The sequence below is a fragment of the Ezakiella coagulans genome, from assembly GCF_003096635.1.
GTDB lineage: Bacteria > Bacillota > Clostridia > Tissierellales > Peptoniphilaceae > Ezakiella > Ezakiella coagulans.
This window is the reverse complement of sequence record NZ_QEKV01000004.1, coordinates 113,997-132,668: the sequence shown is the minus strand read 5'-3', so window position 1 is coordinate 132,668 and position 18,672 is coordinate 113,997. Positions and strand designations below refer to the sequence as shown.

At 37.2% G+C, this 18,672-nt stretch carries 19 protein-coding genes; 1 reads left to right on the top strand and 18 read right to left on the bottom strand.

Annotation, left to right across the window (positions count from 1 at the left end):
- Position 1: 1 nt before the first annotated feature.
- The 18 genes from C7381_RS04490 to C7381_RS04405 all read right to left on the bottom strand — a co-directional run bounded on the left by C7381_RS04490 (position 2) and on the right by C7381_RS04405 (position 16,793).
- The gene (locus C7381_RS04490; RefSeq protein WP_034545248.1) at positions 2-1,522 is read right to left on the bottom strand and encodes a YifB family Mg chelatase-like AAA ATPase; all 1,521 of its coding nucleotides are present in this window, start codon (positions 1,520-1,522) and stop codon (positions 2-4) included.
- Positions 1,523-1,532: 10 nt separating this feature from the next.
- Entirely contained in the window at positions 1,533-1,895 is a 363-nt protein-coding gene (locus C7381_RS04485) for a YraN family protein (protein WP_034545250.1), read from the bottom strand.
- A complete protein-coding gene (locus tag C7381_RS04480) occupies positions 1,892-2,473 on the bottom strand; it encodes a ribonuclease HII (RefSeq protein WP_116480039.1) in 582 nt (193 codons plus the stop codon). The genes C7381_RS04485 and C7381_RS04480 overlap by 4 nt, the downstream gene beginning before the upstream one ends.
- Entirely contained in the window at positions 2,460-3,302 is an 843-nt protein-coding gene (ylqF, locus tag C7381_RS04475) for a ribosome biogenesis GTPase YlqF (protein WP_116480038.1), read from the bottom strand. The genes C7381_RS04480 and ylqF overlap by 14 nt, the downstream gene beginning before the upstream one ends.
- Positions 3,303-3,384: 82 nt before the next feature.
- Positions 3,385-3,729: a 50S ribosomal protein L19 gene (gene rplS / locus C7381_RS04470; RefSeq protein ID WP_034545254.1), complete on the bottom strand. Its 345-nt coding sequence runs from the start codon at positions 3,727-3,729 to the stop codon at positions 3,385-3,387.
- On the bottom strand, positions 3,716-4,465 hold the full coding sequence (gene trmD, locus C7381_RS04465; RefSeq protein WP_116480037.1) for a tRNA (guanosine(37)-N1)-methyltransferase TrmD: 750 nt from the start codon (positions 4,463-4,465) through the stop codon (positions 3,716-3,718). Before trmD ends, rplS begins: the two co-directional genes overlap by 14 nt.
- Positions 4,456-4,962, bottom strand: coding sequence for a ribosome maturation factor RimM (gene rimM, locus C7381_RS04460; protein WP_165803593.1), 507 nt, complete (start codon positions 4,960-4,962; stop codon positions 4,456-4,458). The genes trmD and rimM overlap by 10 nt, the downstream gene beginning before the upstream one ends.
- Positions 4,962-5,192, bottom strand: a complete 231-nt coding sequence (locus C7381_RS04455) for a KH domain-containing protein (RefSeq protein WP_034545261.1) — start codon at positions 5,190-5,192, stop codon at positions 4,962-4,964. Before C7381_RS04455 ends, rimM begins: the two co-directional genes overlap by 1 nt.
- A gap of 19 nt (positions 5,193-5,211) precedes the next feature.
- Positions 5,212-5,499 carry a 30S ribosomal protein S16 gene (rpsP, locus tag C7381_RS04450; RefSeq protein WP_034545265.1) on the bottom strand — a complete coding sequence of 96 codons (288 nt, stop codon included), beginning with the start codon at positions 5,497-5,499 and terminating at the stop codon, positions 5,212-5,214.
- Between the two features lie 28 nt (positions 5,500-5,527).
- Positions 5,528-6,859, bottom strand: coding sequence for a signal recognition particle protein (ffh, locus tag C7381_RS04445; RefSeq protein WP_034545267.1), 1,332 nt, complete (start codon positions 6,857-6,859; stop codon positions 5,528-5,530).
- Positions 6,860-6,873: 14 nt separating this feature from the next.
- A complete protein-coding gene (ylxM, locus tag C7381_RS04440) occupies positions 6,874-7,221 on the bottom strand; it encodes a YlxM family DNA-binding protein (RefSeq protein ID WP_034545270.1) in 348 nt (115 codons plus the stop codon).
- Positions 7,222-7,323: 102 nt separating this feature from the next.
- Positions 7,324-8,682 carry a signal recognition particle-docking protein FtsY gene (gene ftsY, locus C7381_RS04435; protein ID WP_116480035.1) on the bottom strand — a complete coding sequence of 453 codons (1,359 nt, stop codon included), beginning with the start codon at positions 8,680-8,682 and terminating at the stop codon, positions 7,324-7,326.
- A 119-nt stretch (positions 8,683-8,801) separates the two neighbouring features.
- On the bottom strand, positions 8,802-12,302 hold the full coding sequence (smc, locus tag C7381_RS04430) for a chromosome segregation protein SMC (protein WP_165803592.1): 3,501 nt from the start codon (positions 12,300-12,302) through the stop codon (positions 8,802-8,804).
- 62 nt (positions 12,303-12,364) lie between these two features.
- Entirely contained in the window at positions 12,365-12,595 is a 231-nt protein-coding gene (gene acpP / locus C7381_RS04425; RefSeq protein ID WP_034545274.1) for an acyl carrier protein, read from the bottom strand.
- A complete protein-coding gene (gene plsX, locus C7381_RS04420; RefSeq protein ID WP_034545276.1) occupies positions 12,595-13,572 on the bottom strand; it encodes a phosphate acyltransferase PlsX in 978 nt (325 codons plus the stop codon). Before plsX ends, acpP begins: the two co-directional genes overlap by 1 nt.
- 100 nt (positions 13,573-13,672) lie before the next feature.
- On the bottom strand, positions 13,673-13,855 hold the full coding sequence (rpmF, locus tag C7381_RS04415; protein WP_034545278.1) for a 50S ribosomal protein L32: 183 nt from the start codon (positions 13,853-13,855) through the stop codon (positions 13,673-13,675).
- Between the two features lie 70 nt (positions 13,856-13,925).
- Positions 13,926-15,119, bottom strand: coding sequence for an acetate/propionate family kinase (locus C7381_RS04410; RefSeq protein ID WP_116480033.1), 1,194 nt, complete (start codon positions 15,117-15,119; stop codon positions 13,926-13,928).
- Between the two features lie 894 nt (positions 15,120-16,013).
- Positions 16,014-16,793: a hypothetical protein gene (locus tag C7381_RS04405; protein WP_116480032.1), complete on the bottom strand. Its 780-nt coding sequence runs from the start codon at positions 16,791-16,793 to the stop codon at positions 16,014-16,016.
- Between the two features lie 795 nt (positions 16,794-17,588).
- On the opposite strand from C7381_RS04405, the gene C7381_RS04400 reads away from it, so the two are divergent.
- Positions 17,589-18,665 (top strand): nucleotidyltransferase family protein, encoded by a 1,077-nt coding sequence (locus C7381_RS04400; RefSeq protein ID WP_116480031.1) that lies wholly within the window; start codon positions 17,589-17,591, stop codon positions 18,663-18,665.
- Positions 18,666-18,672 lie beyond the last annotated feature (7 nt).

Here is an 18,672-nt window from a genome sequence, read left to right as displayed (position 1 = left end):
TCTAGAAATATTTCGAGTCGAACGACCTGTATCTCAGGGCTTCGAGCACATGCTCCGTCTTTATTTCGTCGGACTCCGCAAGGTCCGCAATAGTTCTTGAGAGTTTCAAAATTTTGTTGTATGCACGTGCGCTGAATTTGTATTTTTTGTACGCCATATCTAAAATTTGCGTTTCCGCTTCGCCCAGATGTATAAACTTCTTTATCGCCTTGCCATTTAGCTCGGCGTTGTTAGTTATGCCGATGTCCTTATATCTTTCGATTTGACGATTTCTAGCTTTGTTTACACGCTTTCTGATTTCTTTTGACGTTTCCGCCGGCTTATCGCTCTTTAGCTCATCGTATTTGACCGCATTCACTTCGACGTGAATGTCGATTCTGTCGAGGAGCGGATTTGAAATCTTTCCGAGATATCTGTCGATTTGGCTTTGCGTGCAAGTGCAATTGTGGTTCGGGTCCCCATAATATCCGCATGGACAAGGGTTCATTGAGGCGACGAACATAAAGTTCGCCGGGTATTTTATCTGTGCGTTAATTCTTGAAATGCTTACAACTTTGTCTTCCATAGGTTGTCTTAAAACTTCGAGAGTGCTCCTTTGAAATTCCGGAAGTTCGTCGAGAAAGAGAACCCCGTTGTGTGCAAGGCTCACTTCGCCCGGCTTCGGAATGCGACCGCCGCCCACGATTGAAACCGAGCTTGCGGTGTGGTGCGGAGATCTGAACGGTCTCGTGCGCATGAGTCCCGTTTCCTTTAAAAGCCCGCTTACGCTATATATTTTTGTGCTTTCGATTGATTCTTCAAGAGTCATGTCCGGAAGAATTGTCGGAAGTCTTCTTGCCGCCATGGTTTTTCCGGAACCCGGCGGTCCGATAATAAGTATGTTGTGGTTTCCTGCCGCTGCAATTTCAAATGCTCTCTTCAGATTTTCTTGCGATTTGATTTCAGAAAAATCCACGTCATATTCCGGCTCAAGGTCCATCGGTTCGACAATGTGTGACGGTGCGATTTCTAGATTGCCGTTTAAAAAGTCGACCGTTTCCTTTAGAGTTTTCACCGGATATACTTTTACATCATCAAGAATCGAGCATTCCATTCGATTTTCATATGGTACGACAAATTTCTTAAATCCCATATCCCTCATCGATAAAACCATCGGGAGCACCCCGTCAATTGGGACAATTTTTCCGTCGAGCCCAAGTTCGCCCAAGAAAACAAAGTCGTCCGTGCGTCTTTCTTCGATGACGCCGTCAGCTTCAAGAATTGAAATTGCAATAGGAAGGTCTGTGTGCGAGCCTTCTTTTTTTATGTTTGCAGGCGAAAGATTTATCGTGATTTTCTTTTGCGGAAAACGAAATCCGCTGTTAAAAATCGCCGCCGTACATCTTTCTCTGCTTTCGTTTATCGCCTTGTCCGCAAGGCCTACTATAGTAAAATTGCATTTTGCTTGTGCAAGGTCGCATTCAACTTTTAGCTCCGCGCCGACAATGCCAAGTAAAACTGCACTTCTTATGCTTGAATACATAACTCCTCCATCATCTATAACTATAAAATGCGTTTTCAATATGATTTATATAATTCTCATCGAAAACAATTTCCACGATGTCAAATCTGACCGTTATATCCGACCAATTCATTTCTCTCATAAAGCCGTCCGAAACGTCGACAATGTGACGAATTTTTTCATCGTCAACGGCGTCCTGCGGATTTCCAAACATCCGATTTTTTCTCGCCTTAACCTCGACAAACACGAGAAACTCATCCTTAATTGCAATGATGTCCACTTCTCCGTATCGATTTCTATAATTTCTCTTAAAAATCATGTAACCATGTTTTTCAAGATATTCGGCGGCCATATCCTCCCCGAGATTTCCTACAATTTTGTTATTTGATTTCATAGCTTCACCTTGAAACTTTCTCTGTGAAGCGGTGTTCTTCCATATTTTAAAATCGCTTCACGATGAGCTTTTGTGCCGTAGCCCTTGTGCTTTAAAATGCCGTACTCCGGATACATCTTGTCCCAACCGTAGCAGAGTCTGTCTCTCGAAACTTTTGCAATAATTGACGCAGCTGCGATGTTGTACGAAAGGTGATCGCCGTGTATGATTGAGAGCGTCTTGTACGGAATGTCGAGCTTCACGGCATCCACAAGAACTATGTCAGGTTGAACTATCCTCGCTGCTTCATTGAGTGCTCTTGTCATCGCAAGCTTTGTCGCATTTAGTATATTGATTTCGTCAATCTCTTCTTTTGACGCACTTCCAAGCCCGATTGCACACGCTCTTTTGTAAATTTCGTTAAAATATATATTTCGCTTTTTTTCGGTAAGTTTCTTCGAGTCATCGATACCGACGATGTAGTTGTTCTTTTTCATGATTACCGCAGCACATACGACATCGCCGAAAAGCGGCCCGCGACCGACCTCGTCTATGCCGCAGATATATGTTTCATCGAGCGACTCTTCAATATATCTCATCGACCGACTCCAATGTCAAATTGCCGAGAACACCCTTTCTAAATTCGTCGACCAAAATCGAACCGGCTCTTGAGTAGTCATACTCGCCGCCTTTTATGAGTGCACCGCGCCTCTTTGCAATGCCCTCGAGCACTGCGAGCGGTTCTTCCGATTCGTCAACTCCGTATCTGTTGTTTAGAAGTCCCGGATAGCGAGTTTGCAAAATCTTTATCATTAAGAGTGCCGTTTCAGCCGCATCCACTTCCGATGTGTCAATCGAGTTTAAAACCTCGAGATTCGTCACTCTGTTTTCCTCGCTCCTACTCATCATCAAAATGCCCGGCGTATCCAAAAGAAGAATGTCTTCACCTGTTCGCACCCACTGCATATTTCTCGTAACTCCCGGAGTATTTCCGACTTTCGTACTCTTTGTGCCTTTAAACGCATTCAAAAAACTCGACTTACCGACGTTCGGCATGCCGACAACCATGACCTTCATCTCAAAATTTTCACGCTTTGACTTTTTGTTTTCAAGAATATCTTGTTTCACATCTTTTAAAAATCTCTTGAACGATGAAATGTCTCTTTTATCAAATGTATTTATCGCAAAAGCACTGAAACCGTCTTCACGAAATTGTTTCAACCATTTCGCCGTCTCTTCTTTGTCAGCCAAGTCTTTTTTTGTCATAAGTAAAATATGTTCCTTATTTTCCGCAATTTTTGCGACGTAAGGATTCTTTGTGCTATAAGGCATTCTCGCATCAATAACTTCAACGACTACATCAACCAGTTTAATCTTTTCTTTAATTTCGTCCAATGCCTTTTTCATATGGCCGGGATACCAACTCATAAATGCCTCCTTCAGCAAAATAAAAATAAGTATATTAAAAGGATGAACCTATGCATAAAGATACTTCGGCTCATCCTTATAATTAAAATTTGATTTCTTTAACCTTAGCAGCTTTACCTTGACGGCCTCTTAAATAGAAGAGTTTAGCTCTACGTACATGACCTTTTCTTACAACTTCCAATTTTGCAATTCTTGGAGAGTGTAAGAGGAATGTACGTTCTACACCTACACCATAAGAAAGTCTTCTTACAGTAAATGTTTCTTGAACTTGTCCGCCTTGGCGTTTAATAACTGTACCTTCATAAACTTGGATTCTTTCTTTTTCACCTTCAACGACTTTGTAGTGAACTTTAACAGTATCTCCAACTCTAAATTCAGGAATATCATTCTTTAACTGTTCTTGATTAAGTGCATTAATAACGTTCATCATATCCTCCTTCCTTCATTTTTATAATGAAATTTCTAATTTCTTTGTCTTCAAATTTATCCGCGTCCAATTCATCAATCAAATCGGGACGCAATCTCTTTGTAAGTTTTATACTTTCCATCAAATTATATTTATCGACCAGCTTGTGGTTGCCGGAAAGAAGTATATCCGGTACTTTGAATCCGTTGAAATCATATGGTCTCGTATATTGAGGATGCTCCAATAAACCGTGATAAAAAGACTCTTCGGTATAAGAATCCTCCGATTTAAGAAGTCCCGGTAACAACCTTGATACTCCATCAATGAGCATCATCGCCGGTAATTCCCCTCCTGTCAGGACATAATCCCCAACACTTAATTCGAGATTCACATAATTGTCAATAATTCTTCTGTCTACGCCTTCATAGTGTCCACAAAGTATTGTCATTGCCGGAAGTTTTGAAAGTTCATTCAAGACTTCCTGGTTGATTGTCTTTCCGTGCGGCGACATATAAATCACCGTTCCCGGGTTTTCAATCGACTTAAGAGCGTCATATATCGGTTGACAGCACATAAGCATACCGTTTCCGCCACCGTATGGATAATCGTCGGTACGCTGATTCGGATCATTCGAAAAAGCACGAATATCTACTGAATTAATACTCACAATTCCCGCCTCAACCCCTCGTTTAATCATCGAGTAGTCCTTTATGGAATCCGTAAACGACGGAAATGTTGTCAAAATATTTATATCCAAGGTATCAATCCTTCCACAGGTTTAAAATTTACTCTCTTTGACTTTGTGTCGACATCTTCAAAAAAAGCTTTTACAAACGGAACCATTGCTTCATCTTCGCCATTTGTAATGACAAATATGTCTTGTCCCGGTCCATTTATAACATCCTTCACCTCGCCGATTTCCTTTTCGCCGACAAAAACTTTGATACCAATCAAATCGTTTACAAAAAATCTTCCTTCCTGCAAACTGTTTTCGTATTCATCGTTCGAAACATAAATCGAATAACCGATTCTCTTTTCGATATCGTCAATCGAATCAAGTCCCCTTAGTTTAACATAGAGACTTTTCTTTTTAGTCCAAACGTCTTCAATTTCAAAACTATCGCTCATTCCAAAAATAACCATTTCTGTAAATTCAAAAAACTGTTCATTTTTGTCGACCGACGGCATGACTTTGAAAGCACCTTTAAGACCAAAAGGTGAAGCGATTTTTCCAACCTCTCTGAGATTATTCACTAATCGACTATCTCCACAAAAATATTTTTGCCGGATTCGTTTTTGGAAGCACGTGCAATAGTTCTGATGCTGTTTGCAATTCTTCCTCTTTTGCCGATAACCCTTCCCAAGTCTTCATTTGCGACTTTGAGAAAATAAGTAATCTCTCTATCCTTTTCTTCTTCCGTAATTTCAATGGCTTCGGTATTTATAACCAAATTACTTACAATATGATACAATAAATCCTTCATATTTCACCTATTCTTCTGTTTATTCAGCTTCTTTTGCTTCTGGAGCTTTTTCTGCTTTCTTGTCGCTCTTAATATTATAAGTTTTTAAGAGATAATTTACTGTATCTGTCGGTTTTGCACCAACTCCAATCCAGTATTCAACTCTTTCCTTATCAATCTTGCAAGCTTTTGGTTCGCTTACCGGATTGTAAAAGCCGATTTCTTCAATAAAACGTCCGTTTCTAGGTGCTCTTGCGTCTGCAACAACAACTCTATAATATGGTCTTTTCTTTGAACCCATTCTCTTTAATCTGATTTTAACTGCCAAATCATTCACCTCCTCAAAAATCTATTACCTATTTAAAAAATGGAAATCCCATTTTGCCAGGTTTCTTTTTCTTTGTCATATTGCCGAACTTCTTCATCATCTTCTTCGTGTCTTTAAACTGTTTCAAAAGTTTTTGAACTTCGACAGGTGACGTTCCGGAACCATTTGCGATTCTCTCTTTTCTCGAAGCATCGATAATATCAGGATTTATCCTTTCCATCGGTGTCATACTTCTTATTATCGCCTCAATGTGTCCCATTTGCTTTTCATCAACTTCAATGTTGCCAAGTGCTTTACTGTTCATTCCCGGAATCATTCCCAGAATGTCCTTTATCGGTCCCATCTTCTTTAGAGCCGCCATCTGTTCGAGGAAATCGTCAAATGTAAAACTCATATCACGCATTTTTTGCTCAAGTTCTGCAGCTTTCTTTTGGTCATAAACCGCTTCAGCTTTTTCAATCAAGCTCAAAACATCGCCCATGCCAAGAATTCTTCCTGCAAGTCTGTCCGGTTTAAAGGACTCGATCTTGTCAAGTTTTTCACCTGTTGTGATGAACTTTATCGGCTTGTCAACGACCGATCTGATACTTAGTGCGGCACCGCCTCTTGCGTCACCGTCAAGCTTTGTAAGAATAACGCCCGTAATCGATAAGCTTTCATCGAATGTCTTTGCAACATTTACAGCATCTTGTCCCGTCATCGAGTCAAGAACGAGTAAAACTTCACTCACCGGCACAGCTTTTTCAATATCTTTAAGCTCGTCCATCAAAGTTTCGTCAATGTGAAGTCTTCCTGCCGTGTCGACCAAAATTACGTCGTGGTTTTCTCTCTTTGCATATTCATAAGCTTCGAGAACAGTTTTTGACGGAGTTTGAGTTCCCCTTTCAAAAACCGGTGCACCAACTTGTTCACCCACAACTTGAAGTTGTTTAATTGCTGCAGGTCTATAGATGTCAACACCGACCAAAAGCGGTCTCTTGTTATCCTTCTTTAAAAGCCCTGCTAGCTTTGCTGTGGTTGTAGTTTTACCGGCACCTTGAAGACCGCACATCATGATTACTGTCGGCTTTCTCGAAAAATCAAGTTTTTCTTCCTTGCCGCCCATGATATTTGTGAGCTCTTCATTAACAATTTTTATAACTTGTTGAGCCGGTGTGAGGCTTTCCATAACCTCTTTTCCAATTGCTCTTTCTTTGACGGTTTTAGTAAAGCTTTTAACAACTTTAAAGTTTACATCTGCCTCCAAAAGTGCCATCTTTACTTCTCGCATTACCAGGTCTACATCTTTTTCGTTGAGCTTGCCCTTTCCGGTAATCTTTGCGAGACTGGATTGTATTTTTTCACTTAAACTTTCAAACATATAATCACCTTTAATCAAATTTCATCGAGCATACTTAGAATTGCAAAAATTTCTTCTTCAACATCTGTCGGTAAATCTTTTTTCTTTACAGAGTTATTATATAAATTCTCAAGTTTATCTTTTGCACTTTCTATAATATAATAATTTCTCGCAAGTTTCAGATTTTCTTCGAATTTTTCGAGATTTGAAACTCCGTTTTTGATATTTGTTGAAACCGCCTGTTTACTTATGCCAAGTTCTTCCGCAATTTCAATCATTGTCAAATCGTCATTGTAATATAGATCAAGTGCTTCTCTTTGTCGATCGGTCAACAGCTCTTTGTAAAAATCATAAAGCCGTCCCAACTCAAAATATTCTATCATAACAACAACCCCTTGTCAACCTTTTTTGTTGACATAGATATAATATCAAATAAATAACCGCTTGTCAATAGTTTTTTCGCAATTTTCATAAATATTTATAAATTACTCAAATATAGCATTTACAAAGAGTTCCGGCTCGAAAGGTTGAAGGTCGTAAATCGATTCTCCTACACCGACAATCTTTACCGGAATTTTTTCTTCGTATTGAATCGGAATTATAACTCCGCCCTTTGCAGTGCCGTCGAGTTTATTTAAAGAAACACCTGTAATTTCAGCGGCTTCTTTAAATTCTTTAACTTGAAGGAGTGCGTTTTGTCCCGTAGTTGCGTCGAGTGCCAATATAACTTCCATTGTTGCATTCGGCATCTTCTTGTCAATAATTCTTTTTACCTTGTTGAGCTCATTCATGAGGTTCACTTTGTTGTGAAGACGTCCCGCTGTATCGATAATTGTGATGTCGATATTGTTTTTGATTGAATAATCGAGTCCGTCAAAAACAACTGCAGCAGGGTCCGAGCCTTCTTTTTGACTAATGATTTTAACGCCTGCTCTTTCGCCCCAAACTTCGAGCTGTTCGATTGCGGCAGCTCTAAATGTGTCAGCAGCGATAATAGCAACACTCTTGCCCTCTTGTTTAAATTGATATGCAAGCTTTCCACATGTCGTTGTCTTTCCGACTCCGTTAACACCGACAAGCATCAAAATTGCCGGTGACGGTTCGAGGTGAAGATAATTGTCCTCGATATGTTCGTTCATAACTTCCAAAATAATTTCTTTTAAAAGTTCCTTCGCTTCCGAAGTTTTGTGTATGCCTTTATCGATAATTCTTTCCTTCAAAATGTCAATAATAGTCATTGTTGTCGAAGCTCCGATGTCACCCATAACCATAACTTCTTCAAGTTCTTCATAGAAATCGTCGTCGATATCGTTTTCTGTAAATACGGAGTTGATTTGGTAGCTGAAATTCTTTCTGGTCTTGTTGACGCCTTTAATAAATCTCTTGAATATGCTTTCCTTTGTATCTTTCAGCTCTTCTTCGTCATTCGTATTTTCAAGTTCTTTCTTCACTGCTGCATGAATCAATTCTTTTTTCGGCTCTTCATATTTTTCTTGAACTACTTCCTGCTTCGGTTCTTCTTTTATTTCTTCATGAGTTTCAATCTTTGGAGCCGGTTCAACATGCTTTTCTTCGGTAACAACTTCTTTTACAACAGGTTCTTCTTTCTTTTCAGGAACTTCTGTTTTTATAGTTTCATTTTTAAATGCTTCTTCATGAGTTTCAACCTTCTTTTCAAAAGTCGGCTCATTTTTTATTTCATGTGACTCGGTTTTCTTTTGGAAAATCGGTTCTGATATTTCCGCTTCATCAACTTTTTTTGTTGACTCCTCTATAACTTCTTCAATCTTATTCTCATCATTTTCTTTTTTCTTAGAAAATTTGTTTTTAAACCAATTAAACATTCAATCTCTCCTTAATTTAACATTACATTTAATTATACATTAAAATATATTTCTTTTCAATCATTATACACACAAAAAAAGCGACATCTCTGCCGCTTTCATCAAAATATTATTATTTATTATTCTTCTTCATATTCTTCAATTCTCATGCTTATGATATCGCTTATACCCTTCTTTCTCATGCACACACCGTAAATTGTGTCCGCAACTTCGAGTGTCGGTTTTCTGTGCGTGATGATTAAGAATTGACTGTCTTCGCTCAACTTTCTTAAGAAATTTGTATAACGCATGATGTTTGCGTCGTCGAGTGCCGCATCAATCTCGTCAAGTATACAAAATGGTGACGGTTTAAGTTTTAAGAATGCAAAGAGAAGTGCCATTGCGGTCAATGTTTTTTCTCCGCCCGACAAAAGGCTAAGCTGTTGTTCTTTCTTTCCGGGCGGTTTTGCAATAATTTGAATTCCTGTGTTCAGCGGATCATCAGGATCCGTCATCGTGAGGTCCGCCTTTCCGCCGTTAAACAGTTCTTCAAAAACATATTTGAAGTTGTTTCTTATTTCTACAAATGCCTCGTTGAACTGCGACTTCATATCGCGATTTATTTTTTTCAAAATCGAAAGCAAGTCGTCAATCGAATCCTTGCAATCGGCAATTTGTTTTTCATAGAAAGTCTTTCTCTCAAGTGCTTCTTTATATCCTGCAATTGCCGACATATTAACCGGTCCCATCAGCTCAATCTTTGAGTTGATTTCGTTTATATTTTGGGTGAGTTCTCTTAAAGACGCTGTTTCTCTTTCGCTTGAGATAAATTCGTCATATGAAATATTATATTCATTCAATAAATCATTCTTTTTAATCTCGAGATTTTCATCTATTCTCGCTATTTTTAAATTATCGGAATTTATCTTTTCGTTTATCCCCGTAATGTTTTCTCTTATCGAGTCCTCTTGAATCGAGAGAGTTTCAAACTTTGCTCTGAGCTCATTTCGTTCTTTATAAAGTTCATTCGTTTTTGAATCGATTAATTTTTCCTTTTCTTCAAACTCAGTCATACTCTTAAAGAGTGAATCTTTTATTTCTCCCTTTTCTTCGAGCATTTTCTTGTTTTCTTCGAGAGTCTTCTTTAGATTTCCGTTTTCAATTTCCAAATTCTTAACTTGCAAATTGTTCTCATCGATTCTCGACTGTGCGTTTTCTTTTTTATATAAAAAGAGCTTTATATTGTTTTCCTTTTCGTTTAACTCCCTCAAAGTTTCGTCGGCCGACTCCTTGAATTTCTCGAACTCGGACTTGTAGTTTTCGTATTCCGTCTTCGATTTATTGTACGCTTCGTCCGAAATCTCATCAATCAAAATCCAGCTCTTTTCGGCATGAATCTTTTTTAATTCCTCCAAAAGTCCGGCTTTTCTCTCTTCAAGTGCGCCGAGTTTGTCTTCCATAAGATTTTTCTCGTTCTTATCTTTGGCAAATTCAATTTTATAATTTTCATAATCTCGAACACTCGAGTCGTACTTCTCTTTAAAGCTGTTGAAATTATTTATAAGTGCCTCGGCATCGCCCAATTTTTTAAGAGCCTCTTCATTCGCGTTTAAATCCGTTTTTAACGCCTTGATTTCGTTTTTGATAGAGAGAGGTGTGATTTGCTCTTTCTTCCCTTCACCGCCCGTAATAGAGCCGGAAAAGTGGAGAAACTCTCCGTCAAGCGTCACGATGCTCGAATTATATTCACGGCGTTTTAAAGTCGCACTTTTTAAATCTTTAAATATCACAATCGGTCCCAAAACACTCCTGATAAGATTCTCGAGTTCCGGACTTGTTTTAACATGATCCGCCGCATAACCGAGACAGTCTTCGTCAGGTTTTAAAGCTTTGAAATTTGTCGGCTTGTTGTAAAGCTCGAGCGGTAAAAATGTCGCCCTTCCGAATTTGTTCGTCTTTAAAAATTCAACCATTTCCTTTGCATCGTCTTGCGTTCTCGTTATTATATAGCCCAGTTTTGCACCGAATGCAGTTTCAATCGCCTTTGTGTACTTCGAATCGACATCGATATTGTATGTGACTTCGGCAAGATAGCCCTTGTCATTTTTAAACTTTTCGTTCACTTTCTTGTTAGAGAAACCCGAAAGTTGATACTGCTCTAAAATATTGTTCTTTAGTGCGAGTTCATATTTATAGTTTCTGATTTTGTTCTCGAGATTTTCTTTATTTCTATTAAACTCCTGAGTCTCTTTTTGCATGCGTGCTAAAGTTTCTCGAGATTCGCCTATCGTGCTTTCGAGTTCTTTTAATGACTCATGTTTTTTCTCCAGACTTTCGCATAAATCCTCGAAATCTTTTCTCGAAATTTCGAGCGTACTCTTTAAATCTTCGAGAGAACTTTCGAGATTTTCGATTCTTTCATCATAAAACTCCTCACGCTTCTTGTTCGAGTCAAAATCGAGTTTACTTTTGTTGTACGAAAGATTTTCGCTCATCATCTTGTCTCTAAGAGCTTCGAGATTTTTCGACATCGCATCTAACTTTTCTAAAAGTTCTGTTCTCTTTTCCTTTTCGTCACTTGATAGTCCGCCGTCATCCGTAGAATTTAAAATAATTGCCAATTCTTTGTTCGCAGTTTTATATTGCTCGATTTTTTCGAGATTCGTCTCGATTGTGCTCTTGAAAGTTGAAATGTCCGACTCGAGTCTCTTGATATTTTCAGCTTCGAGCCTGTGGTTTCCCTTTGACTCGGTGAAACTTCTGATGACTTCCATTTTCTCTTTTGATACATTGTCGATTACAATTGAAAGTTCGTCGATTTTTTTCTCGATTTCTTTCGAGTCTTCTTTGAGCTTGACGATGTTATCGTTTTCACGTTTCTTGTCGTTTTCATAAATCTCAATAGAATCGATAAGCTTCTTTCTGTCTTCGGCGTTTTTGATTAAATTTTTGTACATCAAATCGAGCTCCAAATCTTTTTTTACAATTGCAAGCTCTGTATATTCTTTCGCTTTTGAACTTTCCGTCTTCAAGCGTTCATAATTCTTTTTTATTTCGCTGTAAACATCAGTGAGTCTGTCGAGATCGTCATTCGCGTTCTTTATTTTCGTGAGTGCTTCTTCTCTCTTATAACGGAACTTGCTTATTCCGCTTGCCTCTTCAAAAATAAAACGTCTGTCCTCAGGCTTCGTCGAGAGAACATTGTCGATTTGCCCCTGACCTATGATGCTGTAGCCGTCACGCCCCAAACCTGTGTCCATGAAAAGCTCACGCACATCTTTCAGTCTCACCTTATTTTTATTTATGTAGTACTCGCTTTCTCCGTCGCGGTACACTCTTCTTGAAACAACGATTTCAGAATATGGAAACCTTTCGAGTTCACATTCGCTGAACTTTATTTCAACTTCCGCAAATCCGACCGGCTTGATATCATCCGTTCCCGTGAAAATAACATCTTCCATCTTGTTTCCGCGAAGAGTTTTTATACTTGTTTCTCCCAAAACCCATCTGATGGCATCGGAAATATTGCTCTTGCCGCTTCCGTTTGGTCCGACAATAGCAGTAACCCCATGAAAAAAATCAAGCTTTGTTGTATTCAAAAAACTTTTAAAACCTTTTATGGTCAATTCTTTTAGAAACAAAATAATCCCTCAACTTCAAAAAATAATCCGGTAGATATGCCCACCGGATAAATTACCATTTCTTAAATGCTCTTTTTAACAAACTTAATGCAATCGCCGATTGTTTCAATCTTTTCTAAATCATCATCATCCGCTTCGATATTAAGCTCTGTTTCAAGAGCCATGATAAGTTCAACTAAATCGAGCGAATCCGCATTCAAATCTTCTTTAAATGAAGTGTTTTCATTCAGAGTGTTTGCTTCAACGCCAAATTGTGAAGCTATAGACTCATAAATCTTTTTTTCAATATCCATTATTCTTCTCCTTTAAACGATTTTTCTATCTTTTCAATCATGTTGGACTCAATAGTGTTTTTCGCAACTATAATCGAATTGTAAATTGCGTTAGCATCGGAACTTCCGTGTGCTTTTATGACCGGTTTTTTAAGCCCCAAAAGAGGCACACCGCCATATTGTGAAGAATCCAATATGCTCATTTCCTTTTTTAAGCCCGCTTTTGCAAGTCCCAAACCGATTTTTGTTATGAAACTTTTTTTAGCAGCACTTTTCAAAAGATAATTTGTAAATCTAAAACCGCCTTCAAGCGCCTTGACAATTGCATTTCCCGCAAAGCCGTCCATAACGACAACATCCGCATCTCCGTCAAAAATATATCTTGCTTCCATATTTCCGACAAAGTTCAAATCGCTGTTTTTGAAAAGCTGATATGCTTCCTTTGTAAGAGCGTTGCCCTTGTGTTCTTCGGCACCGTTATTTAAAAGTGAAATTCTCGGATTTTCGATATTTAAAATCGACTCCGCATAACATTTTGCCATAACCCCGAATGAATAAAGCACATCCGGCGTGACGTCGACATTAGCACCCATATCTATCAAAACGACATATCCTTTTTTTGTCGGGACATAAGTCGAGAGTGCCGCTCTTTTGACGCCCGGAAGTCTTCCTACAACAAGCATACCGCCTGCAAGAACTGCTCCGGTGCTTCCTCCTGAAACGAAAGCATCCACACTGCCCTCTTTCAAAAGATTAAGTCCGACAACAATAGTGCTGGTCTTTTCTCTTCTGATTGCAAGTGCCGGATTTTCGTGATTAGGAGTAATCTCTGTTTCAGCCGGTACAAACTCAATGCCCGCTTCCTCGACCTTTTCTTTCAAATCGGGAAGACCGACAATTGCAACTTGAATATTTAAATCATTTTTGGCTTTTTTGGCAGCCTCAATGACAATGTCGGGTCCTTTATCAAGACCACTCGAATCAAGTAAAATTTTCATACCGACCTCCATATATAATAATTATATGATAAAAATCATATTATTTCAAGCGTAAAAAAGAGCCGTACTTTTAACATCAAAAGTAAGGCTCCCAAACAAATTATTGTTCTACAGTTATAACTTCTCTTTTATTGTAATATCCACAGTGTGGGCATACTCTATGCGGTCTCTTAGGTTCTCCGCATTCCGGGCATTTCATAACGCTAACTCTTGGAAGAGTGTAGGATGAAGCTCTTCTTTTGTTCTTTCTAGCTTTGCCCGTTCTTCTCTTAGGTACTGCCATAAATTACACCTCCTAAAAATTTATCAGTCAATAGGATATTATAAACTATTTTTTTGTGTTTGTCAATAGCTTATTTATTTTCCGTAAGTCTTTTTGTATCTCTTGCAATCATAAGTTCTTCATTTGTAGGAATTGCCATAGCAATAATCTTTGAATCGTCTGTGCTTATGATAGCTTCTTTTCCTCTAACATTGTTCTTTTCTTTATCGACTTTAACGCCCATAAATTCAAGTTTTGAAAGAATTTGTTCTCTCATTTCGATTGAGTTTTCACCAACACCTGCTGTGAATACGATTACATCTACGCCACCCATTTGTGTTGCGTATGCACCGATATATTTTCTTACACGGTTAGCAAATTGATTTAGAGCAATTTCCGCTCTCTTGTTTTTGCCAACTTCAGCTTCGATGTCTCTGAAGTCAGATGAAATGCCTGAAAGAGCTAAAACACCGCTCTTCTTATTCATAACATTGTCCATTTCCTTTGGAGAAAGTCCTTCTTTTTCCATAATGAATGTAACAATTGCAGGGTCCATATCTCCGCATCTTGTTCCCATACATACACCTTCAAGCGGTGTGAGACCCATTGATGTGTCGATAACCTTGCCGTGGTCAACAGCAGCCATTGAGCTTCCGTTTCCAAGGTGACATGTGATGATTCTTAAATCTTCACGTTTCTTTCCTAGCATATCAGCAGCTCTCTTTGAAACAAAATTGTGGCTTGTTCCGTGGAAGCCGTATCTTCTAACCTTGTATTTTTCATAATATTCATAAGGAAGAGCGTATAAATAATTTTCTTCCGGCATTGTTTGGTGGAAAGCTGTATCAAAAACTACAACATTCGGTACATCCGGCATCAAACCTTGAATAGCTTCAATTCCCATAAGGTTTGCAGGATTGTGTAGCGGTGCAAGTGCAAAACATTCTTTGATTTCTTGTAAAACTTTGTCGTCTACAACAACTGAATCATTGAACTTTTCACCACCGTGAACAACTCTGTGTCCAACAGCATTGATTTCCTTCAAATCGGAAATTGCTCCGTGTTCTTTGTTTAAAAGTTCGTCCAAAACAAGTTTCAAAGCAACTCTGTGGTCCTTCATTTCTGTTTCTGTTACAAACTTTTCTCCGTCTTTCTTGTGTGTCAACTTCGAGCCTTCAATCCCGATTCTTTCAACTAATCCACTTGCCATAACATCTTCGTTTGCCATATCGATCAATTGATATTTTAAACTTGAGCTTCCGCAATTAATTACTAAAATTTTCATCTAAACACCCTTTCTTTATTTGAAATTAATCTCTCATATAATGATATACCAATTGCGAATAAAAATCAAGTGAAATAACGAAAAATAAGCATTAATTAAAAATTATTCCCTATCATACCACTTGCAGGATACCTTCCTGATAATTTATATCTAGAATTTACAAAAGTATTAGATTTAGTAAATTTTTCAAGTATTTTGTGGGAATTCTTTAATAAAAAAACATCTACTTTCGTAGATGCAATAATCATTATTTAACATAATTTTTTAAATTAATTTCCCATGACTCAGTATTTTCCTTTATTCAATCTATTTCACTATCTCCATATGGAAAATAATCTGTTCTAATCTTCCAGTTATTCTAGATATATCTTTGTTATCAGCATCAGTATATATATACATACTGTAATAATATGAACATTTACTATTAGTGCTGTTAACATAATCAACCCCTTCATAACTTAATCTGAATGCACATATATAGTAAGTATTAATTCCCTTAATATTATATGCAGCATCAACTTTATAAACATAGAAAAATTTTTTAGGTAAATAATCTACAGCTATTTGTATTCATTCATCTAAAGTGTATTTTTGGGATTTTGAATCTTTTATATAAAATTCTATATATCCTAAGCTATTATTGTCACTCGGATCTTCTAAAAAGAAGAGTGTGCTTTTTTGTATTCAATAACATTATCTTTTCCCGCTTTGTAGTCATTACTTAGATACCGTCAATTTGTTTTAACAGCATTATCACTTCTACTTTCGTAAAAATTTTTTACATCATCAATATCATCAAATATTCTTGGATAATTTTCAGTTTTAACTAGTTTAGACACCTCTAAATTAATTCTATCTAAATTATCTTCAGAACCATCAAAGTTTTTTTATTTATTAAGTGAGTAAATCTACAAAAAATGCGGTGAATAAAAGGATTAACCCTATAATAATAATCTGTTTTAAGGTAAACTTTCTTCTTGGTTTCCTTTTATTATCCTTATAGTCATTCTTATCATATGTTTTTGTTGTATAAACTGGTAGTTGTGACCTGTTAGCAAAATCATTAATCTGACTTCTTGCACTTGATAAATATCTTTCCTGTTCTTCACTAAATGATATTTGTAAATCTTTATATAAGTCTACATCATTTATAAAGTTATCAACTGCCGTCTGAGTTAAACTATAAGCGTAGGCTAATCCGCTACTATCTACCCTTATGTTCTTTATAGGTTTTCCTGACTGAATATAAAAAGACTCCCTACTTGTTAGTTTTACAGCTGTCACTTTATCAAGCTTATATTCAAAACCAGCTTTCTCAGCAACAAATATTATCCTTTTATTAGTTATAATATAATCACCTGCAAATTCTTCTCTAACATTTTGTCTCACTACACTACCACCACTACCTCCAGTTCTTACAGTTAAACCTTTGGCAACTCTCATGCTTACACCCGCAGATTTACCAGTATATCCCATTGTTTTTTCCTTCTCTACATATGAATATGCCGGAACCACATAGATTATTGCCTCATTCTTTTGTGGAAAAAATCCAGTATAGTTTACTTTTGGGAAGCTCATCTTCAGCTCAAAAGGCAATACATCACAGTATGGATTATTTTTATTAGCTAGGTATACCCTCTCTTTCATTTGGTAGTCTAAGTTTATGTTATCCACAATTTCGCCTCCTTACAATATTTTAATTAACCCTATTGAATTAACTCTTTAATAGTATTTATATTGTATAACTTTAATTATTTACACTTAAATTATATACACTTTTATTATTAAAGTCAATGTTCTTATGTATGTCAAGTTTAGAAACCTATTATAAAAACGTTAAAAAACTAATAATCTTCTATCATCATAAACGGATTCGCTTTTATCATTTCCGCATCCTATAACCCTGTCAAGAGCCATTTTGTAGAAATAACTTCATCTATTTTTTGTAGATTTTTCTTGATCTGCTTTTACATTTCCAAAGGTCGAACTTTCTAAATTAATTTTTTTAATGGTTTTAATTCCAGCCTAATTTAATGAGCCATTGTTGTTACTATCAAGATTTTATTTTAATTTATTCATCATCTGATTTAACTAATATCGTGTCAAACTGTATGTTTTATATAAATATAACTATTCTAAAATCCTTATTTACTTTTTTCCATTTTAATTCCTATATTTAAAGCATATTTAGTAGTATCATATATATCTAATTAACTTAAGCTTTATCTTCTTGTATTAAAATTGCATAATACACACTAAAGAAATATTAAAATTTCATTAAAGATTAATAGACCGCAAACAGCCAGAATTTAATTATCAACTTACTTTATCGCAGTGTATCGAAATGTTGTCTAATTATATTATTAGACAAACAATGTAGTGAGTCAACATGTTTGCGTGGTAGTTTTTTTTATAAACTTGCAATTAATTTATTTCAATTATATAATTATATGTGAAAGAGAGGATATTATGACGACACTTGGAATTGTTGCGGAGTTTAATCCGACGACCGAAGGACACAAGTACATAATAAAAAAAGCACGCGAACAATTTCCGGACGCAACAATTGTCGCAATTATGAGCGGAGACTACACAGTGCGTGGTGAATTTGCAATTTTCGATAAATGGACACGTGCAAAGACCGCAGTTGACGCCGGAGTTGACATTGTTCTCGAACTTCCTGCAATCTACTCCTTAAACGGTGCGACAGTGTTTTCAAAAGAGTCCGTGCGAATATTATCCGAAACCGGAATCATCGACCAAATTTTCTTTGGTGCCGAGCACGCTGACAAAAACTTTTTATCCGGTGCCGCAAAATTTATTTCGGAAAAAAGAAAAGTTCTCGAAAAGTTTGACGACAAAATCTCGTACAATATTTTTCTTCGAGAAGAAATTCGAGAAAAATTCGGGATATATCCTGAAAGTAACGACCTGCTTGCTATAGAATATATCGAAAATCTTCCGAAAGAAATCGGATTCTTTCCGATAGAACGCGTTGTGAGCGACTACAACAGCACAGACCTTACAGGATTTAGCGCAAGTCCGATACGGGAAAAAATTAAGTCGGAAGGAGGGGTGCTTTTTAACGCAAATGACAAAATCTTTTCGTCGATCTTGATTGCCGCAATAAACGGAGAATTCGAAAATCTGGACGACTCCGACGTCACACGCATACAAACTGCTGCATTCAATTCAAAAAATTTCGACGAATTTATTGAAAACGCATACCACAAAAGGCTCTCTCGCTCCCGCATAAAGAGGGAAACTTTAAAGGCGGTAATCGGAATGAAAAACAGCGACTATATAAACCACAAGGCCACAAAATTCATTCGCCCTCTCGCCGCAAGCGAAAAAGGCATCGAAAAACTTTTGGAAATAAATAATAAAGATGCACTCATCTTGAAGCATTCGGACATAAAAAAAGTTCCCGAAAAATCTCGAGAACTCTTTTATCTAAACGAAAAATTCACAGAAGTCTATCACGCGTTCTATGACCGCAAGCGTTATACCGACAGAACGAGAAATATTTTTACAAACAAAGCCTGATAAAATC

What these genes read in the sequence shown, in the direction of transcription:
- rplS (WP_034545254.1), bottom strand. Translation starts at nt 3,729, where the DNA reads ATGAACGTTATTAATGCACTTAATCAAGAACAGTTAAAGAATGATATT.
- acpP (WP_034545274.1), bottom strand. Translation starts at nt 12,595, where the DNA reads ATGGATATTGAAAAAAAGATTTATGAGTCTATAGCTTCACAATTTGGC.
- C7381_RS04400 (WP_116480031.1), top strand. Translation starts at nt 17,589, where the DNA reads ATGACGACACTTGGAATTGTTGCGGAGTTTAATCCGACGACCGAAGGA.
- plsX (WP_034545276.1), bottom strand. Translation starts at nt 13,572, where the DNA reads ATGAAAATTTTACTTGATTCGAGTGGTCTTGATAAAGGACCCGACATT.
- ylqF (WP_116480038.1), bottom strand. Translation starts at nt 3,302, where the DNA reads ATGAGTTGGTATCCCGGCCATATGAAAAAGGCATTGGACGAAATTAAA.
- ftsY (WP_116480035.1), bottom strand. Translation starts at nt 8,682, where the DNA reads ATGTTTAATTGGTTTAAAAACAAATTTTCTAAGAAAAAAGAAAATGAT.
- ylxM (WP_034545270.1), bottom strand. Translation starts at nt 7,221, where the DNA reads ATGATAGAATATTTTGAGTTGGGACGGCTTTATGATTTTTACAAAGAG.
- C7381_RS04480 (WP_116480039.1), bottom strand. Translation starts at nt 2,473, where the DNA reads ATGAGATATATTGAAGAGTCGCTCGATGAAACATATATCTGCGGCATA.
- C7381_RS04490 (WP_034545248.1), bottom strand. Translation starts at nt 1,522, where the DNA reads ATGTATTCAAGCATAAGAAGTGCAGTTTTACTTGGCATTGTCGGCGCG.
- C7381_RS04485 (WP_034545250.1), bottom strand. Translation starts at nt 1,895, where the DNA reads ATGAAATCAAATAACAAAATTGTAGGAAATCTCGGGGAGGATATGGCC.
- C7381_RS04410 (WP_116480033.1), bottom strand. Translation starts at nt 15,119, where the DNA reads ATGAAAATTTTAGTAATTAATTGCGGAAGCTCAAGTTTAAAATATCAA.
- C7381_RS04455 (WP_034545261.1), bottom strand. Translation starts at nt 5,192, where the DNA reads ATGAAGGATTTATTGTATCATATTGTAAGTAATTTGGTTATAAATACC.
- ffh (WP_034545267.1), bottom strand. Translation starts at nt 6,859, where the DNA reads ATGTTTGAAAGTTTAAGTGAAAAAATACAATCCAGTCTCGCAAAGATT.
- rpmF (WP_034545278.1), bottom strand. Translation starts at nt 13,855, where the DNA reads ATGGCAGTACCTAAGAGAAGAACGGGCAAAGCTAGAAAGAACAAAAGA.